26 protein-coding genes and 2 pseudogenes are annotated in these 26,118 nt (G+C 60.8%); 18 read left to right on the forward strand and 10 right to left on the reverse strand.

What is annotated here, in order from left to right:
• Positions 1–134: 134 nt before the first annotated feature.
• The 7 genes and pseudogenes from B5V02_RS22320 to B5V02_RS22350 all read left to right on the forward strand — a co-directional run bounded on the left by B5V02_RS22320 (position 135) and on the right by B5V02_RS22350 (position 7,184).
• Positions 135–365 carry a hypothetical protein gene (locus B5V02_RS22320; RefSeq protein WP_111542733.1) on the forward strand — a complete coding sequence of 77 codons (231 nt, stop codon included), beginning with the start codon at positions 135–137 and terminating at the stop codon, positions 363–365.
• Positions 366–766: 401 nt separating this feature from the next.
• Entirely contained in the window at positions 767–1,654 is an 888-nt protein-coding gene (locus tag B5V02_RS22325; RefSeq protein WP_111546263.1) for a metal-dependent phosphohydrolase, read from the forward strand.
• Between the two features lie 214 nt (positions 1,655–1,868).
• Positions 1,869–2,108, forward strand: a pseudogene (locus B5V02_RS42755) (2Fe-2S iron-sulfur cluster-binding protein); the annotation flags it as partial.
• A gap of 57 nt (positions 2,109–2,165) precedes the next feature.
• A complete protein-coding gene (locus tag B5V02_RS22330) occupies positions 2,166–3,251 on the forward strand; it encodes an adenylate/guanylate cyclase domain-containing protein (protein WP_245446105.1) in 1,086 nt (361 codons plus the stop codon).
• A gap of 257 nt (positions 3,252–3,508) precedes the next feature.
• Positions 3,509–4,576 (forward strand): cyclic nucleotide-gated potassium channel, encoded by a 1,068-nt coding sequence (locus B5V02_RS22335; RefSeq protein WP_111546265.1) that lies wholly within the window; start codon positions 3,509–3,511, stop codon positions 4,574–4,576.
• A 692-nt stretch (positions 4,577–5,268) separates the two neighbouring features.
• Positions 5,269–5,625: a hypothetical protein gene (locus B5V02_RS22345; RefSeq protein ID WP_111546266.1), complete on the forward strand. Its 357-nt coding sequence runs from the start codon at positions 5,269–5,271 to the stop codon at positions 5,623–5,625.
• A 512-nt stretch (positions 5,626–6,137) separates the two neighbouring features.
• Positions 6,138–7,184 (forward strand): alpha/beta fold hydrolase, encoded by a 1,047-nt coding sequence (locus tag B5V02_RS22350; protein ID WP_111546267.1) that lies wholly within the window; start codon positions 6,138–6,140, stop codon positions 7,182–7,184.
• Between the two features lie 45 nt (positions 7,185–7,229).
• Here B5V02_RS22350 and B5V02_RS22355 read toward each other — a convergent pair whose 3' ends face one another.
• From B5V02_RS22355 to B5V02_RS22370, 4 genes are all read right to left on the reverse strand, one after another.
• Positions 7,230–7,913, reverse strand: coding sequence for a response regulator transcription factor (locus B5V02_RS22355; protein WP_208647129.1), 684 nt, complete (start codon positions 7,911–7,913; stop codon positions 7,230–7,232).
• Between the two features lie 118 nt (positions 7,914–8,031).
• Positions 8,032–8,517, reverse strand: a complete 486-nt coding sequence (locus B5V02_RS22360) for a RidA family protein (RefSeq protein ID WP_111546268.1) — start codon at positions 8,515–8,517, stop codon at positions 8,032–8,034.
• Entirely contained in the window at positions 8,511–9,236 is a 726-nt protein-coding gene (locus tag B5V02_RS22365) for an SDR family NAD(P)-dependent oxidoreductase (protein WP_111546294.1), read from the reverse strand. Before B5V02_RS22365 ends, B5V02_RS22360 begins: the two co-directional genes overlap by 7 nt.
• Positions 9,237–9,238: 2 nt before the next feature.
• Complete coding sequence (locus tag B5V02_RS22370) at positions 9,239–9,808, reverse strand: carboxymuconolactone decarboxylase family protein (RefSeq protein ID WP_111546269.1); 570 nt, start codon at positions 9,806–9,808, stop codon at positions 9,239–9,241.
• A gap of 185 nt (positions 9,809–9,993) precedes the next feature.
• Here B5V02_RS22370 and B5V02_RS22375 point away from each other — a divergent pair, with 185 nt between their 5' ends.
• Positions 9,994–10,896: a LysR family transcriptional regulator gene (locus tag B5V02_RS22375; protein ID WP_111546270.1), complete on the forward strand. Its 903-nt coding sequence runs from the start codon at positions 9,994–9,996 to the stop codon at positions 10,894–10,896.
• A gap of 113 nt (positions 10,897–11,009) precedes the next feature.
• On the opposite strand, the gene B5V02_RS22380 is transcribed toward B5V02_RS22375, so the two are convergent.
• Complete coding sequence (locus tag B5V02_RS22380; protein WP_111546271.1) at positions 11,010–12,131, reverse strand: 1-aminocyclopropane-1-carboxylate deaminase; 1,122 nt, start codon at positions 12,129–12,131, stop codon at positions 11,010–11,012.
• Between the two features lie 146 nt (positions 12,132–12,277).
• Between B5V02_RS22380 and B5V02_RS22385 the strand changes: the two genes are divergently transcribed.
• Complete coding sequence (locus B5V02_RS22385) at positions 12,278–12,754, forward strand: Lrp/AsnC family transcriptional regulator (protein ID WP_111546272.1); 477 nt, start codon at positions 12,278–12,280, stop codon at positions 12,752–12,754.
• Between the two features lie 178 nt (positions 12,755–12,932).
• Here B5V02_RS22385 and B5V02_RS41805 read toward each other — a convergent pair whose 3' ends face one another.
• Positions 12,933–13,187 (reverse strand): nitronate monooxygenase, encoded by a 255-nt coding sequence (locus B5V02_RS41805; RefSeq protein ID WP_245446108.1) that lies wholly within the window; start codon positions 13,185–13,187, stop codon positions 12,933–12,935.
• Between B5V02_RS41805 and B5V02_RS41810 the strand changes: the two genes are divergently transcribed.
• The 8 genes from B5V02_RS41810 to B5V02_RS22435 all read left to right on the forward strand — a co-directional run bounded on the left by B5V02_RS41810 (position 13,186) and on the right by B5V02_RS22435 (position 21,708).
• Positions 13,186–13,656, forward strand: coding sequence for a hypothetical protein (locus B5V02_RS41810; RefSeq protein WP_245446109.1), 471 nt, complete (start codon positions 13,186–13,188; stop codon positions 13,654–13,656). The genes B5V02_RS41805 and B5V02_RS41810 overlap by 2 nt on opposite strands.
• 55 nt (positions 13,657–13,711) lie before the next feature.
• A complete protein-coding gene (locus tag B5V02_RS22395) occupies positions 13,712–15,271 on the forward strand; it encodes a polysaccharide biosynthesis/export family protein (RefSeq protein ID WP_111546273.1) in 1,560 nt (519 codons plus the stop codon).
• Positions 15,272–17,165: 1,894 nt separating this feature from the next.
• Positions 17,166–18,542 carry a tyrosine-type recombinase/integrase gene (locus tag B5V02_RS22405; RefSeq protein ID WP_111546274.1) on the forward strand — a complete coding sequence of 459 codons (1,377 nt, stop codon included), beginning with the start codon at positions 17,166–17,168 and terminating at the stop codon, positions 18,540–18,542.
• The gene (locus tag B5V02_RS22410; RefSeq protein ID WP_111546275.1) at positions 18,539–19,090 is read left to right on the forward strand and encodes a hypothetical protein; all 552 of its coding nucleotides are present in this window, start codon (positions 18,539–18,541) and stop codon (positions 19,088–19,090) included. The genes B5V02_RS22405 and B5V02_RS22410 overlap by 4 nt, the downstream gene beginning before the upstream one ends.
• Positions 19,091–19,257: 167 nt before the next feature.
• Complete coding sequence (locus B5V02_RS22415) at positions 19,258–19,530, forward strand: helix-turn-helix domain-containing protein (protein ID WP_111546276.1); 273 nt, start codon at positions 19,258–19,260, stop codon at positions 19,528–19,530.
• Positions 19,531–19,787: 257 nt separating this feature from the next.
• Positions 19,788–20,399, forward strand: a complete 612-nt coding sequence (locus B5V02_RS22425) for a hypothetical protein (RefSeq protein WP_111546278.1) — start codon at positions 19,788–19,790, stop codon at positions 20,397–20,399.
• The gene (locus B5V02_RS22430) at positions 20,386–20,676 is read left to right on the forward strand and encodes a DUF6074 family protein (protein ID WP_111546279.1); all 291 of its coding nucleotides are present in this window, start codon (positions 20,386–20,388) and stop codon (positions 20,674–20,676) included. The genes B5V02_RS22425 and B5V02_RS22430 overlap by 14 nt, the downstream gene beginning before the upstream one ends.
• A 366-nt stretch (positions 20,677–21,042) precedes the next feature.
• On the forward strand, positions 21,043–21,708 hold the full coding sequence (locus B5V02_RS22435; RefSeq protein ID WP_208647127.1) for a terminase small subunit: 666 nt from the start codon (positions 21,043–21,045) through the stop codon (positions 21,706–21,708).
• 22 nt (positions 21,709–21,730) lie between these two features.
• Here the strand turns inward: B5V02_RS22435 and B5V02_RS22440 are convergent, their stop codons facing one another.
• From B5V02_RS22440 to B5V02_RS42765, 4 genes and pseudogenes are all read right to left on the reverse strand, one after another.
• Positions 21,731–22,075 (reverse strand): DUF2493 domain-containing protein, encoded by a 345-nt coding sequence (locus B5V02_RS22440; protein ID WP_111546281.1) that lies wholly within the window; start codon positions 22,073–22,075, stop codon positions 21,731–21,733.
• An 814-nt stretch (positions 22,076–22,889) separates the two neighbouring features.
• The gene (locus B5V02_RS22450; protein WP_111546283.1) at positions 22,890–23,492 is read right to left on the reverse strand and encodes a recombinase family protein; all 603 of its coding nucleotides are present in this window, start codon (positions 23,490–23,492) and stop codon (positions 22,890–22,892) included.
• A 419-nt stretch (positions 23,493–23,911) separates the two neighbouring features.
• Positions 23,912–24,097, reverse strand: coding sequence for a helix-turn-helix domain-containing protein (locus B5V02_RS42760; RefSeq protein ID WP_425374411.1), 186 nt, complete (start codon positions 24,095–24,097; stop codon positions 23,912–23,914).
• Positions 24,074–24,408 (reverse strand): annotated as a pseudogene (locus B5V02_RS42765) (recombinase family protein); the annotation flags it as partial. The pseudogene B5V02_RS42765 and the gene B5V02_RS42760, both read right to left, overlap by 24 nt.
• A gap of 290 nt (positions 24,409–24,698) precedes the next feature.
• Here B5V02_RS42765 and B5V02_RS22465 point away from each other — a divergent pair.
• A partial coding sequence (locus tag B5V02_RS22465) for a calcium-binding protein (protein WP_146606133.1) occupies positions 24,699–26,118 on the forward strand: 1,420 nt, incomplete at its 3' end.

The following is a 26,118-nucleotide window of genomic DNA, read 5'->3' on the forward strand; positions in this document are numbered from 1 at the left end:
CCAGCGACCACCTTGGAGGTCGGGTCGCGCCAGGAACCTGCTATGCCGGAAGAGATGACGGACGGTCTCATCGGTATCGGCGGAGCCGCGAATCTGTGGTAAGCCGCCGCTCAACCAACCAAAGGACGACACCTGTGAGCGAACCGACCGTGGCCCAGGCGACCGAAAGTATCTATGCCTCGCTCCGGGCGGACAATGCCGACATCGACGCACATATCGCGACGCTTAAGGCGGCGCTGAGACGAGAAGGGATAAAACAGGCGGTGTTCGATCCGACCAAGTTGGCGCAGAACAACCGCTCGGGCCGCAAGTTGATGCAGGCTTATTTTCGGCAGCGCGGCGTGAGCGTGAGGTTTTCGGACTAGTAGAGCCGCGCGCAGGTGATCTCAAGCGCGCCGCCGGGATTTCTCGGCCGGTCCGGCGGTTCGCCATCTGGACGTCGGGACTGCGCCTGATAGCGGCCATGGGGGCGAACTTTGTCTCCGCCTGGAAGCAGACATTGCAGTTGACCACGCTGGAGGTCGTGGTCGCGCCACTAAACGACATTCAGACGAAGCCGGCGGAAGGTCTCCTATGCGCGCCCTCAGCGGCATAGCACCGACAGCTGCCACGGGCTCGTGAGTGGCGATGGCGACCGCAACAACATTCGGTAGTCGCCGCTGCCTTGGGGCCTTGGTCCTAAGATAAAATCCACGCCGGAACCGTGCTAGGATGGCCGCCGCGCGGCGCGACTTGTCGTGCTTCAAAGCGGTCAGGAACGATTGTCATGCTCAATCCAATCTCCATCATGGCCGACCGGCTCGGCGACTATCTGTCAGAACTCTATCTCCAGTATTTCTCGCATCGCAATCCGGAATATGCGAGCTACATAGGCGGGGCGGCCCGCCTTGTCCTGGAGCGCATCGGCAATTCGAACGCCCTCTATCACAACATCGAGCACACGCTGATGGTTACGCTCGCTGGCCAGCAGATCATCCGCGGCCGGCTGCTTTCGGAATCCCTGACCCCCGATGACTGGCTGCATTATACCTGCGCGCTGCTTGTCCACGACATTGGCATGGTGCACGGCGTGTGCCAGGGCGACACCGAGGACAGCTTCGTCATTAACGAGGCCGGCGACCGCTATACGCCACCGCGCGGCGCCTCCGACGCGGTGCTTGCGCCCTATCATATCGAGCGCGCCAAGATCTATGCGCTCCAACGTTTTGCTTCCTCGAAGTTCATCAACGAGGAGCGCATTGTCGAGGCGATCGAGATGACGCGTTTTCCAGTGCCGAACGATCCAGCCTATCAGGTCACCAACACCGAGCCGGCGCTGGTCAGGGCCGCGGACCTGATCGGCCAGCTCGCTGATCCCTTCTACCACCGCAAGCTGCCGGCGCTGTTTGCCGAGTTCTCTGAGATCGGGATGGTGGAAAAGCTCGGCTGCAAGACCGCCGCCGATCTCGGCGCCATCTTCACCGATTTCTTCACGCTGCAGGTCGAGCCCTATATCGGCGACGCGATCCGCTATCTGGAGCTGACGACGGAAGGCAAGCAATGGATCGCCAACCTCCACAGCAACCTCTTCCAGTCCGGGCATCGCCCGGCCAGGATCGGGCCGTTCCCCGGCGTGTTGCAGCCGACCTCGGCGAGCCTTTCGGTGGTAACTTAAGAGCCGGGGATTGTTTCCTTTTCCGCCGGTGCCAAGCCGGCAGAGGTTGCATGCGGCGGCTGTCGACGAAGATGAACGCCGGGGTCATTGTCCGGTCCCCGCAACGAAACCATTTCGGCTTCGTCGGTGCCCGAATTTTGCACGATTCTATTGCCTGAGCCGATTGGTGCTACACTGGCAAGCCAGTTAACGCGACGGACCTGTGTTCGGTGATATGACCAAAGTAACCGCTTTACCCGACAGAGTGGATTTCGACGTGGCCGCCGATGAGACCTTGCTAGAGGCGGCTCTCAGATCGGGCGTGCCATTTGCCCACGCATGCGGCGGCAGGGCGAAATGCTCGACATGCCGCGTTTGGGTTCTCGATGGCCTTGAGGCTTGCCCGGACCGGAATCCGGACGAAACCCTGATGGCGGACCGGTTGAGATTGGCCGATGAGGTTCGGCTGGCCTGTCAGCTCAGGCCGGAAGGCGAGCTTCGCGTCCGACGCCTGGTGCTGGACGAAACCGACATGATGATCACCAGCCAGCTTGGCGCTTCTGCCGCGACGCGTTGCGGCGAAGCAAGGCATGTTGCGGTCTTCTTCAGCGACATTGTAGATTTCACAGCGCTGTCGGAGCGGCTTTCGCCCTACGACGTGATGTATCTGCTCAATCGCTACTTCGCCCAGGTCGGCGACATCATCGAGCAGAATGGCGGTTTCATCGACAAACTGATCGGCGATGGGCTCATGGCAATATTCGGTATCGACGACCAGCCCGATGCTCCGCTTCGCGCCGTGAACGCCGCACTTCAGACCCTCGCCACAGTCGATCGTCTAAAGCCGTTCTTTGCCTCGATGTATGGCATCGATTTCGATATTCGTATCGGCCTCAACTATGGCGAAGCCGTCATCGGCACATTGGGTTTTGCTGGATACGAACGTCTCACGGCCATCGGCGACGTTGTAAATCTGGCCAGCCGGGTCGAGGCCGCCAATAAAGATGCCGGTACGCGATTGCTGATATCCGAGGCCCTCCGCGACCAGATCGCCGGCAAGGTGGAAATCGGCGACTTCGTCAGGGTACGCCTTCGCGGTACCGCCGAGCGTACAAGCCTGTTCGAAATAGTCAGGCTGGAGCCCGAAATTGACGCCGATCTGAATGCCAAGGGGCTTCGCGAAACCATCCGTCAAGGCGGCAGGAGGTGGGTTCGCGCTTTTGCCGAAGACGAGCTTGAGCCCCACGAACGCCGGATTCTCGATTTTGAAGATTACGACATCGTCGTCGTTCGCGGATCCGACAGCTATTGCGCCTTCAACAATGCCTGCCCGCATCTTCATCTGCCGCTCTACGAGCGCCGAAGTTCCGCTCAGGCCGAAAAGCTGAAGCTCCCACACACGGAGAGCACAATCACCGCAGATCTTGGCTTGGTCTGCCGCTGGCATCAGAGTTGTTTCGACCTGTCTACTGGCGAAATCAGGGGGTGGGCGCAGCTGCAGCAGGATGGTACTGCGCCGGGCTATGAATTCGCGGGTGACATTTCGAAAAACCGCGCAAAGCTGATCGTATACCCCTGCCGAAAGCAGGACGGCTTTGTGTGGATCGGGCTCGAGTGAAAACGGTCCAATATTTCAGTTTTTCCGTCGCGATCCCATGTCGCCTTTTCTCCGAAGCTGACCTTCGCGAACCTATTACAATTGTCCGGATCGGGTCATTCTCGTCGGTTGTGGCCTGTCTGCGCACGTCCAGTCACGAAGCAATCCCGGACATCTGAGTTCACCTGTGGTGAAGCACATCGCAGCGACAGTAAGCACCATTGCGCTTGCCTTGAAGGCATCTATTCTGGAGGGCAGTAGCCGCTCGCGGGCACAGAATGTCGGTACTGCCTTTCTTAAGAATTTACGCGCCGCTCAACGCGGTTCTGGCTGCGCCTGGGCTTTTGGCGGTGGCTGCGCTCACGATACCGGACATGTCCGGACGAAGCAGACTGGCTCTGGCTGCCGTGCTCGCAGTCATTTGGGGCGCCTATCTCCTGCAACTGGCCGCGACGCTGCTCAAGCGCCGGGCGGGAGACGTTCGGGCCAGGACGCCGGCAATCGCCATTGATGTGCTCGCGGTTTTGGTTCCACTCGCCGCATTTCTGCTTGTCGGCACGCCCGACCGGAGCCTCTACTGTGCTGTCTGGCTGCTGAAACCGCTACGCGACTCGACTTTCTTCCCGGTGCTGGGCAGGGTCCTGGCCAACGAAGCGCGCAACCTGATCGGCGTCACCACGCTCTTCGGCGTCGTTCTGTTCGCTGTCGCGCTGGCCGCCTATGTCACCGAGCGCGACATCCAACCGGAAAAGTTCGGCAGCATCCCCCAGGCAATGTGGTGGGCGGTGGTCACGCTGTCCACCACCGGCTATGGCGACGCTATTCCGCAAAGCTTCGCCGGCCGCGTCCTTGCCGGGATGGTCATGATGAGTGGCATCGGCATCTTCGGGCTCTGGGCCGGCATTCTTGCCACCGGCTTTTATCAAGAAGTCCGTCGCGGGGATTTCGTCCGCAATTGGCAATTGGTCGCCACCGTGCCGTTGTTTCAGAAGCTCGGCCCGGCCGTGCTGGTCGAGATCGTGCGCGCGTTGAGACCTCGCATGGTGCCGGCGGGCGCCGTGATCTGCCGCATTGGCGAGCCCGGTGATCGGATGTTCTTCGTCGTTGAGGGGCGCGTCAGCGTCGCGACGCCGAACCCGGTGGAGCTTGGCCCTGGCGCCTTCTTCGGCGAGATGGCGCTGATCAGCGGCGAACCGCGTTCGGCGACCGTCAGCGCCGCAACGGGGGTCTCACTCCTATCGCTGCACGCGGTGGATTTCCAGATGCTGTGCAGCAGCAGCCCGGAGATCGCGGAAATCATCCGCAAGACCGCGCTCGAGCGGCGCGGCGCGGCACCGATGACTTGACCGTACTAGGTGTGCAGTCCCGGACTGTAATGGTGCATCATCGATTCTGAGTCGTCAGGAGGAGGATGGCAAGGTTGCCAATTGCCTGCCGATGGTGGCCGGCTGGAACTACATGGTGCGGCTCTATCGGCCACGCGCGGAGGTTCTGGGCGGCACTTGGAAGTTCCCAGAGGCGCAGCCGGCGAACTAAGCGTCATTGCTAAAGGTCCGCTTGGGGGTCACGGGCGTCGTTCAGACGACGGCGAGCGAACAGCCGCTTGGGGTCAGATCGCGTCATGCGACGCTCGCAACTGAACGACCGCAATGGGTGGCGGGTTCAAGCGATCGCTGCAACACACTCAGCGAACTTCTCCGCTGGGGTCTTATAGAGCAAGGTCGGCTTTGTGGCCCAACCGTACTGAAAGCTGCCATTCCGCTCCCGGCCCGAAGCAGATATCTCTGCCCAGCCAGGTGGCCGGTTGGCCGATACCCACCCGCCGGGGTCCGTCGGCAGCAGGGTAGGGTGGCTTGTGGGGCGCCACACCAGGCAAGTTTTCAGGCGGGCTTAATCGGCGAGCATAGGCAGAGGATCAGCTTCTGGAGCGGAACCGTTTTGTCAGCAGACAATGTGATCGCGCTGCAGAGCACCTCTGCGAACCGTTGCGCTGGTGCTATCGTGTGCCGGAACTCATCAGACGGCAAGGATAACGAGCATGCCTGGAGTCACCCGCCGTACGCTACTTGCTTTCACCGCCGTTGCGTTTGTCGTTAAACCGACGTTTGCTGAAGGGGAGGGTACCTCACACGAATTGCAGGCGCTGATCGCAACCCATGAGACCGCCTATGCCGCGCTCTATCGGGTTGTTCATCAACCGGGCAGCAGCTGGCACGACCGCCAGCGGGCAGACCGGATTGAAGAGAAAGCACTGCTCGCCATCTGTTCCTGTCCTGCGATCAGCCGAGGCGACCGCCGGGCCAAGGCCGAGTACTTGTTGACTGTTGAGGCACGGGGCGAACTCGACTTGGAAGAGCACATGCAGGCCATCTTGCACTCCATGATGCAGGGCTGATTGGTGCGGATTGACCTGCGCCTGGCTACGGGCTTGTGACGCGCCGGGATCGGCGGAGCGTCACGCTGGCGCCCGAAACCCATCCCGGCTTCAAGCCGGGACCTGATACGGGCCACAGGGTCCGTTTCAGTTGGTATCCGTGGCGGGCTTCATGGCGTCGGCTTCGGGCTTCATCGCGTTCGTTGACAACGGTGGCGGCGCATCGACCAAGCTGGACCATGCGCACATACTTCGCTAGTTGGTAAACAGCAAAGTATGTGCGTTCGTAGACGAAGCGGATGGCCCGTTGAATGTTTGTCGTTCTATTGGTCTACTTCGCGGCATCCTCGATCACACGAGCGACCGCGGTCGGCTGCGAGATGAAGACCGCGTGGCGAACCGATGCCAACCTGAGCGATACCTTCGTGCAATAGCTTGTCACGCGGGAAATCCGGATCATCGGGGCCACATGCGAGTAAATCGGTAGGACCCCCAATGATTGACGTTCGCTGCCATCGAAGGAGGAGTTTCCAATGGACGCCTTGGACGAAGTCGACCAGCACCGCCGCCGTTTCGTTTCCGCCGCCGCGATCGCCCTTGCTGCCGCCCAATTCGGTTTGACGGATTCTGCGATTGCTGAAGAGAAAACAGCAACGCCCGCAATCAAACCTGGAACAAACGTGTCCTTTGGACCGCTGAAGCAGATCGATACCGAGATCCTCAATATTGGATATGTCGAGGCTGGCGCCGAGAGTGACCCCGCGGTCTTTCTCCTGCATGGCTGGCCCTATGACATCCACAGCTTTGTCGATGTCACCCCCATGTTGGTCTCGGCAGGCTATCGCGTCATCATTCCATATCTGCGCGGCTATGGCACAACGCGATTTCAGTCGAACGAAACTGTTCGCAACGGCCAGCCGTCGGCACTGGCGGTCGATCTGGTCGCCCTGATGGATGCTCTCAAGATCGACAAGCCAATTCTAGCCGGCTTTGATTGGGGCGCGCGAACCGCCGACATCGTTGCCGCACTCTGGCCCGAGCGGTGCAAAGCGTTGGTAGCCGTCAGCGGCTATCTGATCGGCAACCAGAAGGCCGGCAAGGTGCCGTTGCCGCCGAAGGCTGAGCTGCAATGGTGGTATCAGTTTTACCTCGCCACGGAACGCGGAAGCGCCGGCTACGAAAAGTACAGGCGTGACTTTACCAAGCTGATTTGGCAGCTCGCATCGCCGCAGTGGAAGTTCGACGATGCCACTTTCGAGCGAAGCGCGGCGGCCTTCGACAATCCGGACCATGTCGCGATCGTGGTCCACAATTACCGCTGGAAGCTCGGCCTCACGGAGGGCGAGGCAAAATATGACCGGCTGGAAGAGCAACTCGCCGCTGCGCCGGTCATCGGCGTTCCGACAATCACCCTCGAGGGTGATGCAAACGGCGCCCCGCATCCAGAAGCCGGCGCATATGCCAAGAAGTTCTCAGGCAAATATTCGCATCGCCTCATCACCGGAGGGATCGGTCACAACTTGCCGCAGGAAGCTCCTCAGGCCTTTGTCCAGGCGATCCTTGACGTTGGCGTTTCCTGAATCTGCGTGGCGAACCGGGCTCGTGCCCGGTTCGCCGTGCTGAGGTCATCCGATGACGCGCTGGTCGCGAAAGTTGTTTGCTTCGCCATGAGGTGACGTTAGCCCCAGTCTCGCGGCGATGTTCACCATGTCGGGGAGTGAGCGCGCATCCATCTTTCGCATCACCTGGCCTCGGTGCGCCTTCACAGTGATCTCGCTGATGCCGAGCTCGAAGGCGATCTGCTTGTTCAACAGCCCTGAAACGACCAAGACCATGACCTCTCGCTCGCGTCGGCTGAGCGTCTTGTGACGGTCCCGCAACGTGCGAACTTCGAGGTCCAATGCAAACGCAGCCCTGCTCAGTTCCAGCGCATGCTCGATCGCGGTGAGCAGAACGTCTTCGCTGAAGGGCTTCATCAGGAACTCGACCGCGCCGGCCTTCATTGCCTTGACCGTCATTGGCACGTTTCCGTAGCCGGTCACGAAGATGATAGGCATATCGGCGCGGTCGACGGAGACCAGCCTCTGCAGGTCGAGCCCGTTCAGGTCGGGAAGATGGACGTCCAGGATCAGGCAGTTGGGGACAAGCGCCCGGGAGCGAGAGAGGAACTCCCGAGCGGATTTGAATGTCTCCGGTTGCCAGCCGGCGTGGCTGATGAGCAACTCCAGCGATTCGCGGATACAGACATCATCATCGACGACGAACACAACAGGTGTTTCGTTCGAGATGGACGGCGGCTTCTCTCTCATTGCCAATGCAGCCGCCACATCCCGCCGTCACCGACATGTCGGGAAGGCTCGCCGTAAGATTTTTCGGTCAAAATGCCCCGCAACGCGCGTCGGTATTTCATCGTGACCTCCATGTGTCCTAGGCGGCGACTTCAAAAACGAGCTCGACTTCGATCGGCAGGCCGAGGGGCAGGCTGGCGACGCCGAGAACGACGCGGCCCGAGAGCATCCCGGTGCCAAAGACCTTGACGAGCAGCTCGGACGCTCCGTCGGCGACTTTGGGATGGTCCCGGAAGTCGCCTTCCGTCGCAATGTAGACGCCGAGCTTCGCCACGCCGGTTATCTTGTCCAGCGAGCCGAGATGCGCCTTGGCGGCGGACAAGGCGTTGAGGCAAGCAATCTCCGCCGCCTTTCGCCCGTCCTCCGCCGACAGCGCGCCGCCGACGCGTCCGACATATTGCGGCTCGCGCCCAACGACCGGCAGCATGCCGCTCGGATAGAGCAGGTTGCCGATCTTCACGGTCTCGACATAGGCACCGAAGGGGGTGGGCGGCGGGGGAAGCGCGATGCCGAGATCGCTCAGGCGCTGTTCCGCGCTGGCTTGCGTGCTCATCGCGGTCACCATCTTCCCAGATGTGCGCCGCCATCGACGTTCAGCACCTCTCCGGTAATGCGCGGCGCCTCTGTCAGGAACAGGACCGCATCTACGATTTCCTGAACACTGGAGATGCTATGCATCGGCGAGAGCGTGTTCAGAAAGTCCTTCGGGTTGTCCTTGTGCAGCGGCGTGTCGACAACGCCGGGGGCGACCGTGTTGGCGCGGATCTGCTGCCTCGCATATTCCATGGCGATATTCTTCGACATCGCTTCGATGCCTCCCTTGGTCAGCATGGCGACCGAGGCGTTCACGCCGGCGATCGGGCGATCCACCATAGGTGTGGTGATGCTGACGATGCTGCCACCGCGCTTCTGCGCCAGCATCTGCCGCACGACGCGCTGTGTGAGGTGCAGAAACCCTTCGAGATTCGTTGCCGCGAGGCGGCGGTAATCTTCGATCGTGTAGTCGATGAAGGGCTTGGTGAAGAAGATCCCGGCATTGTTGACCAGGGCGTCAATCGAGCCGAACCGCGCAAGCGCGGTTTCGACGACGGCCTTGGCCGTCTCCGGGTCGGCGATGTCGCCATCGACGCGGGCCAGGCGGTCGGATGCGTTGAGCTCCGCCGACTGGCTGACCTGCCGCGAGGTCGCGACGACGTTGTAGCCCCTTTCGAGAAAGCTGTTGGTGAGGCCGGCACCGATGCCTTGAGAGGCGCCGGTGATGACGGCCGTTTTCTGCGTCTGCATTTTCATCTCCAATGATAGGGCAGCGTCACTTGCTGCGTTTCGGCCTCGAAGGCCGGGTCGATCGAGATCGGGTTCAAGTGGTCGAGGCAGTTGCTCATCGTCTTCAGCGCGATGCCGGCCAGGATCTCCATCAAGGCCACGATGTCGTAGCCGGCGTCGAAGAAGGCCTTCTTCGCGGCCTCCGAGACGTAGCCGTGATCGCTGGCGAGCTCTCGTGTAACCGTCACCAGCGCGTCCTGTTTCGGATCTGCCAGCAGTGACCGGTTACGGATCGCGTCAATGGCCGCCGCCTCGAGATGCAATGCCTTCAGCGCCGTCGCATGCACGGCGACACAGTAGAGGCATCTGTTCGCCACCGACGCCGTCAGCAGGATCATCTCCCGCTCCCTGGCGCTGAATGACGATTTCTCCCAGGCAGTGTCGAGGGTCAGGTAGCCGTTCAGCATCGCCGGAGAATTGGCGAACGTCGCCATGAGGTTCGGCACGAAGCCGAACCGTTCGCGGATGGCCCGGAGGTTTTCTTTCGAACTTTCCGGGGCCGTTTCGTCTGTCTGTGGCTTGAGCGTCTTCATGATTGCGGCAGCCCCCTAGGCGACCAGGCTCGCCGTGGCTTCGCCGAAGATGATGACGATCTTGTCGGTCATATGGTTTCTCCATGGGGCTGGATTGCCCCCATGAGCCCTATATGGCGCAGCCAAGATTTCTCGATTAGGCGGAAATATCTGGAATATCTTTTGCACCCATGCAAAAGTCTGACATGGCCGATCTAAACGACATCGCCGTCTTCGTAAGGGTTGCGCAGTTCGAGAGCTTCAGCCGCGCCGCGCATGCGCTCGGCATGCCCGTCTCCACCGTCAGCCGCAAGGTGACGGCGCTGGAGGAACGGCTCGGCGTGACCCTGCTGCAGCGGACGACGCGCAAGCTCAGCCTGACGGCGCAGGGCCGCGCCTACTACAATCAATGCAGCGAGCCGTTGAGCGATCTCTTCGACGCGGAACGGGTGCTTACCCAGACCCAGAAGAAGCCGGAGGGCCTTCTGCGGATTTCCGCGCCAGTCATCCTTGGCCAGGAGGCGTTCTATGAATTCCTGTCCTCGTTTCTGAAGACCTATCCGCGCATCCAGGCCGACCTGTTCATCACCAACCTGTTCCTGGATCTGATAGCCGAGAATGTCGACGTCGCCATCCGCTTTGGCGAATTGCGGGATTCGAGCCTGATTGCCCAGCGCATCGGAAAGAGCGTGCGCTATGTCGTCGCCGCGCCGGAGTATCTGCACGGTCGGCTTCCGCCATCACGGCCCGAGGACCTGCGCCAACACCAATGCGTCCTCTTGCAGGCGCGCAACAACGAGGTGGAATGGCATCTGGTCAACGGCAAGAAATCCATCAAGCTCCATGTCTCGGGGCCGGTGGCGGCGAGAGATTTCCAGGCGGTGAGCGCTTTCACCTATCGGGGCCACGGCATCGGCCTGCTGCCATCCACCTATTGCGATGCTCAGATCGCGAGTGGCGAACTCGTCCGGCTTCTGCCTGACTGGTCTTCGCCGGAAATCTTCGTGCATGCCGTCTATCCGACCCGCCGATTTCTACCGGCGAAGCTGCAGGTATTCCTCGAGGAGCTGAAGGCCTGGAAGAGTCCCCTGTGGATTCCGCTGCGATGACCATGGCGGCCGCCTGGATTCGCGTGGCCTCAGCCGTCCATCACCTCTGGACGGGCCAAAGCCCTCGCGAGCGGCAACACACGGTTGCGTGGATCGCCTGAACGGAAGCCGGATTATGGAAAGAGCGGCGGTAGCGCGTCGCACTGCGGGCTCTCCCGGACGCGAGGTTCACCCACTGGGACCACTGCTGGTTTCGGCCGGTTCGGAAGGCTGGCGCCGTCGTCCTTGTAGTAATAGCTGTAGCCGTTGATGGCCGGGGCGCCGCCAAGATGCGCGTAGAGAACTCTGGAGCCCTCGGGGAAGAAGCCTTTCCTGGTCAGATCGATCAGGCCCTGCATCGATTTCCCCTCGTACACCGGATCGGTGATCATGGCCTCCGTGCGGGCCGCCAACCGGATCGCATCGTTCGTGGCGTCCGACGGAACGCCATAGGCCGGATAGGCATAGTCGGGATTGATCACGATTTCGTCGTCGCGCACAGCGCGGCCCAGCCCGACGAGGGCGGCGGTGTCGTCGACGATGCGGCGGACCTGCGCGCGGGTCTGGTCTGGTGTCCCGGAGGCGTCGATGCCAATCACCCGGTCGGCACGGTCTTGTGCGGAAAAGCCAACGATCATGCCGGCCTGCGTCGAACCGGTCACGACGCACACAATGATGTAGTCGAAGGCGAAGCCGAGTTCGGCCTCCTGCCTGGCGACCTCCTCGGCGAAGCCGACATAGCCCAGCCCGCCGAACTTATGCACCGAGGCGCCGGCCGGGATCGGATAGGGTTTGCCGCCTGCGTCCTTCACCGACTGGATCGCGTCCTCCCAGCTCTTGCGGATGCCGATGTCGAAGCCGTCGTCGACGAGCCGGCAGTCCGCACCCATCAGGCGCGTCATCAGGATGTTTCCGACTCGATCGTAGACCGCATCATAGTGGGGCACCCACTTCTCCTGGATCACCACGCATTTCATGCCGATCTTGGCGGCCGTCGCGGCGACCATGCGCGTGTGGTTCGACTGGACGCCGCCAATCGACACCAGCGTGTCGGCGCCGGATGCGATTGCGTCCGGCACAATGTATTCCAGCTTTCGCAGTTTGTTTCCGCCCATTGCGAGCCCGGAATTGCAATCGTCGCGCTTGGCGTAGACTTGTACTTTTCCGTCCAGTGCCGCGCTCAGCTGCGGCAGATGCTCGATTGGCGTCGGGCCGAATGTCAGCGGATAACGTTCGAAATTTCCGAGAAGTGACACCGATCTGTCTCCGCCGTGGTCGTTTTCGATTAACCGAGAATAGGCGAAATCATGCGAAAGGTGCTCTCGAATTTGCCTCCAAAATCCTCACATGCTGCATCATTTCATGATATCTATGGTCTTATCATCCGAAGAGGCTCATATAAATGGAAGAATCTTCCACTCAAGCTCTCGACCGTATCGACATAAAAATCCTGCGCGCCCTGCAGGACGAGGGACGGCTGACCAATGCGGACCTGGCGACCCGCGTGAATGTCAGCGCCGCCACCTGCCATCGGCGCACGCAACGCCTGTTCGATGAGGGCTACATCACCGGGGTTCGGGCGGAGATCGCGCCCGCGGCGGTGGGACTTGGCGCGCTGGTGATGGTCGGCGTTGTACTCGACCGCTCGACACCCGAAAGCTTCGCCGCTTTCGAGGAGGCCGTGCACAAGCTCAAAGAGGTCTTGGATTGCAATCTCGTGGCGGGCGACTTCGACTATCTGTTGAAGATACGCGTTCGCGACATGGCGGATTTCAACAAGCTTCATGGGCAGAAGCTGATCGCGCTACCTGGTGTTCGGCAAACCCGGACTTTCTTTGTCATGAAGGAGGTCAAGGAGAATGCCCGACTTCCGTTTTGACAGGCCGCAACTCAATGACGCGCCGCGCGAGAAATGACGACGCTCTGCTGGCTAGCTCGACAGGTCGGCAATCAATTCGGCGTCAGTTTTCCGGTTGATTGCGAACGCGCCAGAGGCGCCCCCTGACCGGCCCATTGAGCGCCGTAGCCGAAGTCGCCGACCAGCTTTGCCGCAGCGTTCAGTGATTTTCCCGCGTCTTTCGGGGATGTCGCTCGGGGCTACGCCCGCGCCGATCCGTGAAACGGTTTGTGAGACAGCGCGCTGGACGCCCGGAAATTGCACGCGTCATGACCGTATGGTTGGCGGCTTCACTTTGCAAAGCATCGCGATACCCTTGATCCGCGGCGGATTCGTCAGTGAGCACGAACGCCGTGCCTAGCTGTGCAGCGCTAGCTCCCAACCGGAGCACGGCCGCGATAGAGGCGCCGTCCATGATCCCACCAGCAGCAATTGCCGGCACAGCCAGTTCGCGCACGAGCGGCGTTCTTTTGAAGCGGAGACACAGCGTGCGTATTCCGGGCAACCCCACAGGAGCGATCCGCGCAGCAGCCGAGTCCATTCGGGGGTTTCGCGCGATCCATCTCAGCGCCGCTTCAAATGATGGCAACATCCTCCTCGGACCGCGCCTCCGCCTACGCCGACGCTGGCGACGCTTCACCTGCGTCGGTGAGCGGGACGCCGCCGCCGATCGCGCGGTATCGGCCGCCAGAAACCGTGACGAGCGAATAAAGGGGGCTATCTCTGGTGTTTTTGGCGAAATGCAGCTGCCGTTGAACGCGATAAGGAAGGTCGAATCGCAGAGCAGTTGGCTGTCGAACCTGGTACGGACGCGCCGCTTACTCAATTGGGCGATGCAGCTTACGCTCTATTTGGTACTCACTACTGCTGATCGATTTTGTTAGGCTCACGCCGTGAGCTTTGTGCTGCGCGTGGTCAGTGAGTCATGGAGGTCCAGTCATGGATCATGTCCAGAGATCCAAGGCGGATTGCCACAGCCCTGCATTCCCTGATGGCAACCGACCTTTCTCAACCATGGCAGCCTTGTTCCATGACACCCGTAAGAGGTCACGCTGCGCCACGATAAGCCTCATCCCGTTCTGTCTCATCCTGTTATTTGGTGCCCCAGCAAGGGGTCAATCGGAGACTGACGACAGGCTCGTCCCTCAAGACATTGTCGAGCTAAAGGTCTCGGGGTGGGATGCCTTGCGCGGCGGCGTTACTGAGGGCGCGGAGCTCACCGGTGCTTTTACGATCGGTACAGCCGGGACGCTAGATCTTCCGGTCATTGGGCACGTTCCGGCCGCGGGTCTGCGTGAGAGTGAATTGGCAAAGCTGATTACCGATCGCTTACAGGCCAGAAGTGGCTTCGACGTGCGTCCCGTCACGACCGTCCAGCGCAGGCAATCGGCAGCGTCTTCGGGCGGCGCCAAAGTCGAGGGACACCCGCCTGGGGCGCCACCAGACGTGAACGGTTCTCGCACATTGGTGGAGGCTGCCGCGACCGGGCTAGAACAGGAACGATCCAAGACGGATGCGTCACTGCATGAACTATCGGCCGTTCGCAAGGAGCTTGAGGCGGCTCGCCAGCAAGCGTCTGCAGATCGTCAGTCCGCAGACAAGTTTGAGCGAGTTCTTCGCAGCGAACTGGAAGCGGCGCGAGAAGAACTTGATGAGATGCGGCGCGTCACAGCCGACGCAGGCGTGCGGGCGCGTGCGATTGCAGAGGCGACGACTCTTCAAGGACAAGCCCTTGAAGAGCAGAAGCAAAGAGCCGAACGGCTCGCGCAGGATCTGGCGATGGCGCAGCGCGAAGTCGAAAGCTTGCAAGCCAAAGCCGCTCTCGCGATCCGCGAAAAGGCCGCCGCACTCGGAGCGCACCGGGCTGCGGAGGCTTCCCTGTCTGGAGCGAGGCGCGCGCTTGACCAGGAGCGGCAGAAGATCGAGCGCTTCGAACGCGATCTTGCCGCGGCACACCGATCTCTCGATGCTCTGGAGGCAAGCGGAAAACTGGCTGCGACTGCACAAGTGGCCGGCATTCAGGACCGCCAGGTTGCCGAGGCCGCTGCAAAGCGAGCCGGCGAAGCGCTCGCATTGGAACGCGGGAGAGCAGATGCTCTCGAGCGCGATCTCGATGCTGCTCGCCAGGATCGCGACGCGGCAAAAGACGAAGTCACCCGGCTCTCTGCTGCTTTGGAGCAACAGCGCGAAACGGCCGTTGGCCTGGCCCGCGACCTCGCTGCGGCGCGCAACGAAACCGACATCCTGAAAGCTCGCGATGCGCCTCGCGATCAGCGCATCGAGCCCGCTCCCAAAGCACCCGCCGGTGATCGCGCAGGCCCACGTACCAGTGCACTCGCAGGGAAACGGGCTCGATCAGCCCGTGAGCCCGAAGGGCGAGAAATCCGCAAAGTTGCGGTCCGCAAGTCACCGCAACCTGTTCGGCTGACGACGATTAGCCTTCCCGCCGCGTTGCTCCCGACGCGGGCGCCATTGCGCACAGCACAAGGAATATGGTGATGCGCAAGTATCTGGCTGTCGCATTGGCGATCGCAGTTGCGATCGGGCCTGCTTCGGCTCTTGGTGAGGGCCTTGGAGGCAAAGTCGGTGGTATCGGAGTCGGCGCCGGTCTCGGCGTTGGCTCGAACGGCGCCTCCGTCGGTGTTGGTGCGAGCGTCGACGGAATCGGGGGAGCAACCGTTGGAGGGTCGGTCGACACGAGCAAGGGATCGGCGGGCCTTGGAGGCAACGTCGGTGGCATCGGGGTCGGCGCCGGTCTGGGCGTCGACTCGAACGGCGCCTCCGTCGGTGTTGGCGCGAGCGTCGACGGAATCGGGCGAGCAAACGTTGGAGGGTCGGTCGGCACGAGCAACGGATCGCTTGGCCCCAACGTTGGAGCCGGTGCCAACCTCGGCGGCGTAAGCGGCGGCCTTTCGGCAGGCCCCAGTGCGGGAGACGAATCAGCCGGTGCTGGCGCAGCTCCGGGCGGTACGGCAAGTGGTCGAGCGAGCGCTGCGTTGGGGGGTACCACAACAGGGCCAGCGAGTGTCGGTGCCGGCAAGAAGACGGCCGCCAAAGTCGTGAACAGGGGCATGCGATACGCAATCGACCTGCCACGCAGCCTCTGGCCTTCCAGAGGTGGTCGCGACACGTTCAGGCAGAGCACCACAGGTTATCCCTTACGGCTCCAGGTGCCGTTAAAGGCGATACCTGGCACCCCGCCTGCCGTGGTTCGCGTCTGCCGTCAGGCGATCATGTCGGCTGCGAAGCCACTTGGTGCCGTGCGTGTGCACGTAGCCAGCGCAGGTGCCCTGCGCCGGCATCGTCGCGGCGCCCTCACCGCACCGATTGAGGTGCGGATAGACTATGCAAGACAAGGCGGTATCGAGGTTCGGCAGGCGCGGGTCGGATGTCGCCTCGACGCGGCGGGTTGGGTCGTCGCGGTGATATAGGTAGATAAATCTGTGCGGTGTCCGACGTCTCACTGGCGCTGACGCCGGATCTGCGAATGATGTCCGTTCCCGTCCTGATCAGTCTCGGCCGGGATGCCGCGTCGTGACCTCCTGGACGGATCCACGCATTGCCATCGGGATCGCTGAAGGCGAAAAACGACCCGTAACTCGTGCGTTTGGGGTCGGGGCCCGGGATCCGCGCCTCAGGAGGGACCGGAGCGCCATGCCACATGTCGCTCGCTTCAATGCCACGGCGGGCGAGATCGTCATGGGCCGCGACAATGTCAGAAACGACGAGCGTCGCGAAGGCCGAGCCAGGGGCGGCCGGCGTCAATCCCGTGCCGAACGTGATGGAACAGCCGGAACCCGGGGGCGACCCCGACCCGGCTCCGCGGGGCGCGTGAATCCGCCGTTGTCGCTCACCTCGCAACGCACCCAGCCGCAGGCTTTGGCGATCGAGACCCGGATGGCGCCCGGCCCATTGGCCGATCAGACCAAAGCAGAGGGGATTGGTCTATTGGACCTAGGTGTCGCCGACACCTCGACAAGGCCTGGCGCAGCGCGCCCTCGGTCGGAGATTGCGAGGCTTGCCCGAGAGTCGTGCTCATCCTCACCTGGCTGGCGAAGGAGCCGGCCCTTCATCGTCCATCATCCGGTCTCGGTGGGCCTTGACGGTATGCAGGAGACACTGAAATGGCCTGCACAGCAGTGCATTACGGGTCTTTTGTCGGGACCGCAAATCTCAAATTGTTGTTATGGTATTGAAATCGCTGGTACGCCCAAGGGGAATCGAACCCCTGTTACCGCCGTGAAAGGGCTGACTTTTCGGTGTAGTAGCGTCCGCTCAAGTGTGCGGAAGTCCAGCTTTTGCAAGACATTCGTTCTCTAGCGTCCGCCGATGTACACGGGCGTATATTCGACGTATATTCGACGTGTTTTCAAAATCGGAAGGCGAAAACACGATGGCAAAGACCCTCAACGAAGCCCCGATCACTACGGCAAGCGCTCGCTCGAAACTGGCGGCCGGGGAATATCCTCGGCGCCTCGATGCGGATGCGGCTGTCTGGTACCGAAAGGGCAAACGAGGTGGCGTCTGGTTTGCCCGCTGGCGCAACTGGGGAGAAGGCGCCAACTACCTGCAGCTGTCCGTCGGCCCCGCGAATGACGTTAATGACAAGCCGACGGAAGGCCTGCTAACCTTCCATCAGGCAGAGACGCTTGCCCGCCAGATCGTTCAACAGGCTCGCCAGGAGCAAAAAGCTGTCGCAGTTGGTCCGGCTCTGACGGTGCGGGGAGCAGTCGAAGCCTATATTGCCGAGCGCGATGCGCGGGAAAGCCGCCGGAAGGGCCGTGCAGTGCGTTCAGACGCCGGCCAGCGACTTGGGCGGTATGTCCTCGGGCAGGACAAGCGCGGCAGTCAGGAAGCTATTTCCGCAGCGCCGTTGGCCTCGGTGACCTTGCACATGTTGAAGGAAAGCGATCTCCTTACGTGGCGGGCAGATTTGCCTGAAGAATTGAAGGGCTCGACCGAGCAACGGCTGATCAACGATCTGAAGGCAGCGCTCAACGGGGCATACGCCACGCATCGGGAGCGGTTAGAGCCGACACTGCCCGCCGTCATCAAGCACGGTCTCAAGGCCGAGAAGTCGGACAGTGACGACGCCGTGCCGCTTGCGCGTGATAATCAGATATTGACGGTGGCTCAAGTGGGGACGGTGATCAGCGCCGCCCGTGAGATCGACGCGGAGCAGGATTGGGACGGTGACCTATTTCGTTTTGTCGTAGTCCTGGCAGCGACCGGAGCGCGGTTTTCCCAGATCGCCCGCATGAGGGTCGGCGACGTGCAGCGAGCGCAAGGGCGCCTGATGATTCCAAGCTCGCGCAAGGGTAGGGGAGGCAAGATTGCCGGCGTACCCTATCCAGTCGGCAAGGACGTGCTGGACGCGCTGCTACCGGCCACGGCTCGGCGGAGAAACGATGAAATTCTATTGGAGCGCTGGCGCAGCAAACAGGTTGCCGGATCGATTGGCTGGGAGCGCGCTGGCCGCGCCCCGTGGCAGTCACCGAGCGAATTGCAGCGACCCTGGAACGATGTCCGGCAACGGGCGCGAATGCCGGCGGTGATCCCCTATGGGCTGCGGCATAGTTCGATCGTGCGAGGCATCCGGGCGAACCTGCCGATCAGGCTTGTTGCGGCTCTACATGACACCTCCGTTCCCATGATTGAAAGACACTACGGCCGGTGGATTGTCGATGGCCTCGAAGATCTGGCGGCCAAGGCGATTGTGCCGCTGGTGCCGACCCAGGACAACGGAAACGTCATCCGAATCGGGGGGTGAAAGTGACGCGCACGGGCCTCATCACAGAGCCTACCGATTGGACCGACGATATATGGCAGAAGTTGCTTCTGGAACATGAACCCGGCAAGCGCCGCAAGGTTGGCCGCCCGCGGAACTGGAGGAAGGACATTGCGCTAATCATCGACGTCAACCGCCTGAAGCTGGAGCGGAGCCGTTCTGATAGCGAGGCCATTCACGTTCTGACCACGTCGCAACGGTTCGCGGGACGATGGAGTGGCGAGAATGAGTTGACCCTTCGAAACAGGCTGAGCGCTGCGCGCAAGGATAGGGCAATCGAAGTGATACTGGAGCGGGCCCAAGGCCTCGGTGTCGATCTTTCGGCGCTGGTCGACCAGACAGATCTGATCAAGAAGCGCGGCGGTCCAACGCCAAATGAGGCGAAGGCTGCAGACAATGCGGAGAAAAAGCCGGAAACGGTCGCAGCCCAACCACCGAAGCCGCCGAAACCAAAGGCCGAAAAGCCGGAAGAAGAGGCGACGAGGGCGGAACGGGAAGCGCTCGCCTTAGCCAGGGCCATGTTCCAGTAGGGCTTGGGGAGCTGGCCGATTTTGACAGAAATTAGAAGCACGGAATTTCCATGATGGTTTTTAGCTTCAAACCACAATTTTAAAATAGCCGACCTCTCACCGTTCAGAATTGCGGCAGAGTTGGCTCCTCATGCTCCACGAACTGCAAAAGCCAGTGGAGCATCCCAATGAACGAAAGACTTGGTTATTCCGCCGAGGAAGCCGCGAAATTATCCGGCATCGGCCGCACCCGCATCTTCGCGGCGATCAGCAACGGGCGTCTCATTGCCCACAAATTCGGCCGGCGCACGATCATCCTGCACTCCGATCTCGAACGCTTCTTGGCGTCGCTACCCATTCGCGAGCCGATCGCTCGCGACCCCGCGTCCGGCTCAACGCCCGCTGAAGCGCTGGCCGCAGCGCTACCCATTCGCGAGCCTAAAGACGAGGCGGTCGCATGAGCGCGTCCGTTCCGATCGCGACCATGGAACGCTGGGCACGAAAGTGCTTGAAAATAGCTAAAAACTGCGGGGTCGTCGAGCCGTTGCCCTGCGAAGGATGCGGCGCCCGTGACGTCTTCGCCCACCAGCTCGACCTTAACCGGCCCTTGATCGTCAAATGGCTTTGCGCAAGGTGCGAGCCGTGCCCGAGAGGGGCAACCGTCGACATCGCCATGCTGGCGCCCGCCGGTGCGGGGGCACGCTAATAGGGGAGCGGCATGATCGACAAAGGCCGAGCCCGCAAAGGCAAGCGCACAACGATCAGCGGCCAGTTCGCTTGGCGGCTGATCGAGATGGAGGAATCCCCCGCCTACCGGGCGCTATCGCTATCCGGGCACCGTATCCTGGCTCGGCTCGAGATCGAGCTTGGCCACCATGGCGGCAACGACAATGGAAAGCTTCCGACCACCTACGACGACTTCGAGGAATACGGAATCCATCGCCATGCGATCGCCCCAGCCATCCGAGAGGTGGTCGCGCTGGGATTCGTCGAGATCACTCAAGCGGGCAGGGCCGGCAATGCGCAATGGCGACAATCGAACAAATTTCGGCTCACGTATCGCCCGACCGATCTCACCGAGCCGACCAATGACTGGCGGGAGATAGAGACCGTCGAAGCGGCTGAACTGCTGGCCAGGGCGGCGCGTCAGGCTTTTGAGAAGCCGTCCTCTAAAAAACAAAAGTCCAGTGGCGGAAAACGCCAAAACTCAGTGCGGAAACCGCACCACAAAACGGGAATCACTAGTGCGGAAACCGCCACTACAGGCCATAGTGCGGAAACCGCCACTACATCTATATTTCGGGGGGGTAGCAGCCATGCACGAGCATGATGGCGTTCCGCTATTCGAGTGGCAGCCTGCAGCGAAAGTGATCTTGTTCCCGATGGTCAAGCGTGTCGGCCGCATCCGCGATGTTGCCGCCAAGACGCTCGCCAAGCCGACCCTCCGCGCGGCTCAGTCCTATCGAGACCAGGTGACGGATGCCCTGATCCAGCAGATGTCCGGCGCCGGCATCGGCGAGGCCGAGCAGGACGAGCAACTCGGCGCCTTCTGGTCGGCTGTGCAGGCGGAGATCGCCCGGCAGACCTATCACGGTCAGCGCGTATGACGGCATATCGCGCCGCCTCCGGCCGGATCGAGACCGCGCTCTACTGCTTTGCGCAAGCCGTCGAGCTGGTGCCACATCCGCAGATTCTGCCCCAGCACCAGGCCGTCCATGACGTAAGCGGACACCCTCCGGCGACATAGCAGCGCAGTCCAAGGTCGAGGCGGCTGGGTTCACAGTAGGCCCGGTGCGAAGTTTCAGGCACTCGCGATTTCGCCGCTGGCGGGCCGGGATCTCGGCTGGGGCGGTTGCCGGGGACCGGGTTGGTGGCGTTGTAAGCGGCAAGGGGTCGGTCCCGCCATGTTGCCTTCAGTGCTCAGAGAATCGTCAGTGCTGGTCCTTACATTGATGTCAGATTTGGTTCGGGAGATGATGGTGATCCATAGCGGCAACCAGGTTCGGATCGACGCATCTGCGTATTCTGCCCGCAGAAGCGGCAGCATGTCCGGCTGCAGACAGGACGAGAAAAGAGCCCTAGCAGCCTGGGGTTTACTTGGAGAGGCGCTGAAGAGCTCCTTCGAAGCCTTCGACGGCTCTTCAGACGCAAGGAAGAGGTCTTCGAAGCCTGCACTAGATAATCCAAGGCACGAGAGATTCTGCCAGCTCCGTGCATACGGGTGGCCGGCGTACAAGGCATACCAACAGGCGGGCTTCAAATGTTCCAAGCAAACGGCCTTCGCGAACTCTTCGCGGCTGCTAAGAAGTGCTAAGATTTCGAGCCGTATTCGCGAGTTGGTCGAGGAGTTCGCCGATGCGGTAATCGTCACGCGCGAGTGGCTCGCCGCGGAACTGGACTGCGCGATTGCGGTGGCGCATCAGCGCGGGCAGCCGGCTGCGGCAATCTCCGCCATCATGGCCAAGGCGAAACTGTTTGGTCTGATCGGGAGCAAGCGTGCCGACACCAACAACGACCTCAACCCCTATTCTCAGACTAGCTCGGACGAACTGATCTACCAGATCAACTCCATGGCCAATGAGATCGCTCCGCACAAAGGAAAGGAGAGTCCCCAGCCCCAGGGCGTATGGAGACGGTGATATCCCGAGTTTCTCGTTGAGGTCAGGCTAGTCTGATAACGGTGACTCCGAGCTTCTCGGCGAGGGAACATGTGTACCAGGTTCCGCCGCCGCCCGGGAATCCGACGACCAGATCGGGCTTACCGTCGCGCAGCATTCGTTCGTTGCGGATCAACGCGGCATGTCTGCCTTCGCCCTTCCAGTCGGCAGGAAACACCATCAGTTCAACGCCTCTCGCACGCGCCCACTCACCAGCAATGCGATCTACACCCCTCGCGTCGCCCTCGATAACGACCTCGAAATGATGCTGCGCGTGCAGGCGATCGAGCTCTGCGTGGACGAAAGCGTGATCCGTGAAATCTCGACCTCCGCAGACAAGCACCTTCACATGCGCCCCCTTCGCTGGACACGTCGATAGAGATATGCCTGTTCTTAATTTCGTTTGTCGATATTTACTTCGTGCCTCAGGCGAGGAAGTGCCCTTGAACGCGCACCGACCGGGGAATTCGCCCCGTAAAGGCCGATGCTCCCCGCCGCGGTACCGCGCCCTCGATGAGACATGCCAGTCTGCGAGGACAGCAGGTCAGCGGGATAAGTCCGCGTCAGCCGTAGGTTCTCATCAAGGGCTTCTTTCGCGCGGAGGAGTGGCCTGGGCCCCGAACAGCGCGACAGTTAAACCGATGCCCCGTCTGACTCCGCAGCAAAGGATTGCACTGGCTCGAAAGCTCGAGATCCGCGCTGCGACGGGCGAAGGACTGAGCTCGGAGAAAAGGATAGACCTTCGCCGCGCGGCGAAGAACCTGCTCGCGTTGAACGCTATGGAGGAGCGCAGGAACCAGTCGAAGTCCCCGGCTGAAGGACTCGTACACATATTCGATCAAGCTGCAGAGCAACGCTGGTCGGAGGACCTGCGCGAGGAACTCGGCTATTGTCATATGGTACACTTGGCCGATGTGTTCGAGGGATGGGCAATTGACTGGCGTATGACGCCCGAATGGACAGCTAAGTTGACTGGATGGGCACAGTCTCTGCGGCGGTTGGCAGATGAAGTCGGCCCAGATTGGGATCCACCAAGGCCGACGTGGCGCCCCTCGATCGTTGGATTTCTCGGCCGGAAGCTTCTTGACGAAGGTTGAGAAGCTTGACCGTTCCGGATCGTCGGTCCAGACCGCGCCGGCGAGGCGATGTAGAGGGAACGAAGTTCATAAGCCGGAGGGCAGCGATGGTTCGCCGGTGTCCTCCGCCCTTCCGGCCAGTTCGAGTGCCCTGTAGACGCTAGCTTTGCTCAGCCCGGTCTTCTGAATGATGTCAGGGATTAGAAGGCCATCCTCCCGCATCGAGCGAATTTGCGCTGCGATCTCCGCCGTCACCTGGGCCTTTCTTCCAAACTTTGTTCCCTTCTCTTTTGCTTTGGCGATGCCGTCCATCTGGCGCTCCTTCCGGATCGCGGTTTCAAACTCCGCGAAGACAGCCAGCATTTGAAGCATCGCTTTGCCGGCCGGCGTGCTGGTATCGATCTGCTGATCGAGTACTCGGAGCGCCACCCCCTTGCCTTGGAGTTGTTGTACAATTTGGAGCAGGTCAGTCGCTGACCGGGCCAGCCGGTCGATCTTGGTGATGACGAAGGCATCGCCCTTGCGGGCGAAGCGCAGCGCTTCTTTTAGCGCCGGGCGGTTGGTGTCCACACCGGAACGTTTCTCCTCGAAGATGTGGTCCGGCTCGACCCCGATGGCTCGCATCTTGTCCCGCTGGACTTCCAAGCTCTGCCCTAATGAGGAAACCCTGATGTAGGCCACGAGGGCCATGTCTCATAACTCCTAAAGCGTTTCGATAACGCACTTATGAGACACAAAAAGAGACGCGTCAAGAGGCAGTCTCAATAACTATACGATGTGAGACATGTTTCCTTATCGCCGGTTGCGGAGCTAAGGACCTTGCATATCGGCCTGTGGAGAGTGAGCGCACCACGCCACGAAAGGTCGACGCCAAATCACCATCGTCGACGTTCGAACCAATCGCCGCAGAGCTGCAACAGAAGGCCGCTGAGCCCGCAATGCGGACGCCGCTCGGCTCGCGCTGGTAGCAGGCGGCTGGACGACCGCCCCCGCCCCTCCGGGTTCATCGGCAGGCGGGAGCGGTGCCGATTGTGGGCCCCTATCAGTGGGGCAGGAAATGGCAGAGAATCTGGCCCGACGTCGATCGCAAACTACTGTTTTAATTGCTTTCACCGCAGCCAGCGAGCGCTCCGTTTGAAAGTCGTGCGCGCGGCACCCAGCCTCTTAGCGATTTCTGCGACCGATATAGTCCCGGCCCTTAGCATGGCGGTCCCTGTCTCGACGTCAGCATCGCTGAGCTTTTTGCGGCGTCCACCTTTCCTGCCACGAGCAAGCCCTGCCTTTAGCCCTTCCATCGTTCGCTCGCGATTGAGATCAAGAAAGTACTCCGCCATTGCCCCATGCATTTGCAGCGCAAATCTTCCGTGTGCGGTTTGACTATCGAAATGTTCGGGCAGGCTTTGAAATTTGACCCCTGGCGCCGATGCATGTCGATTGTTCGCATCATCTCTACCAAAGACCGGCCCAGACGATCGAGTTTCCAAACGACAAGGACGTCTTCAGGTCTGAGAAAGGCAAGGGCGCCGTCAAACGCCGGGCGCTTTGTGCCAGCTCGACCAGACTTCTTCTCTTCGAAGATCCTCGTGCAGCCAATGAGGAACTGAATTTTGAGGTATCAATAAAAAATCGCAGCTGCAGCACATTTTGAATCGCTAATACAGCGTTGACATAGCGCTGCCGTAGGGGCACTCTTAGATTAGCGGAAGGGACCCGCGGGGGCCCATACCTTGAGCGAAGCGAGGCCAGCTAGCTAGACGGCCTTCAGTCACTCGGCGTTACTTCGTCATGAAGTGCGCGGGTTATTTTATCGTCTGACGGCTACTATCAGATTTGGCATTTGGAACTCCAGAGATAGCTACACAAAAAGCTATACTGTGGGCAAGGGAGGGGTGCGCAATGTCTACTTTTAACTTTGCCGATTACATTGGTCAGTCGATCGCATTCGACCCCCTTTCTGATATTCTTGAGTTCGACCTTAGCATCCACGCCAACCTCCTAAGGCTGGAAGCTGGCGGTATTGACGACACTTTAGTTACGATCTCCGGTCAATCCGTCCAACTGATCGGAGCAAGTTACGGCACCCTCGCTGGCACCAACTTTTCGTTTCTCGATGGCAGTCTGGTTCGTTTGGGAACTGGTGATCCCGATACGCTGAACGGCAGTTCCTTTGATGACTACATTGATGTTGCTCATGGCGGCGGAGGCGATGACATAGTATCGGCAGGCGCTGGTGCCGATACTATAGTTGCTGGGGGAACTCTAACCTCAGCAGACCAAATCGATGGTGGCGCGGGCTCCGACAGGCTGATCATCTCCGGAAATAACGCCTCCACGATAAATTTGGCGGTCACTGGCGTTGAAACGATCGAGCTTCAGATCGGAACGTCGATCTCGCTTGCGCTCAACAACAACATGGTTTCGACGGCAATTGGGGCGACGGTGACGGTCGACGGCTCCGCGCTCGCAACGACGGACCATCTCACACTGAATGGGTCGGCGGTTACGCTCGGCTCGCTCATGGCGACGGGTGGTTCAGGCGACGACATTCTGACTGGCGGAAGCCAGGCCGACCTTTTGGTCGGCGGCAACGGACATGACGTCATCAATGGCGGCGGCGGGAACGATACGATCGAGGCCGGTCTCGGTGGCGATACATTGGATGGAGGGGCCGGCGACGACCGGTTTATCTTCAATCTTGCAATTCCCCGAAGCGACAGTTCTCCCGTCGAGACCAACTTGATCGATGAGATCAATGGCTTTCAAGGAGCAGGTACCGCTGGCGGCGATCTGATCGAACTGCCCTCCTATTTCAACGGTTTGCCACTTGCATTCAATGACAACCCCGATTCCAGCGGCGTTAGCTACACATTCACCTTCACCGGCATCGGCCAGGACGGTGTTCAGATGAACCCCGATTGGGTCGGCGACGGGTTCATCGACGTGCTGTGGAAGTACAACAACATCGCAAGCCGGGTCGAGCTATGGGTCGACGGTAACGATGACGGTCAGTTCAGCGAAGGCGACCTGCTGATCTATCTGAACGGCATCAATACGTTGAGTCATCTTGATTTCGTTGACCAGTTCCCGGCGTGGCGAGGGTCACAGGGTAATGACGCCCCGCCCACATTTAATGCGCTGCCCAACATCATTTATGGCTTAGGCGGCAACGACACGTTATCTGGAGGAGGTGGCAACGACCAGATCTATGGCGGCACCGGCAACGACACGTTGGCGGGTGATCTTGGCGACGACACGCTGAACGGCGGAGCCGACAATGACATACTGACGGGCGGCGACGGCCTTGATGTCCTTTATG

It is taken from the genome of Mesorhizobium kowhaii, from assembly GCF_003253745.1.
Taxonomy (GTDB): Bacteria; Pseudomonadota; Alphaproteobacteria; order Rhizobiales; family Rhizobiaceae; genus Mesorhizobium; species Mesorhizobium kowhaii.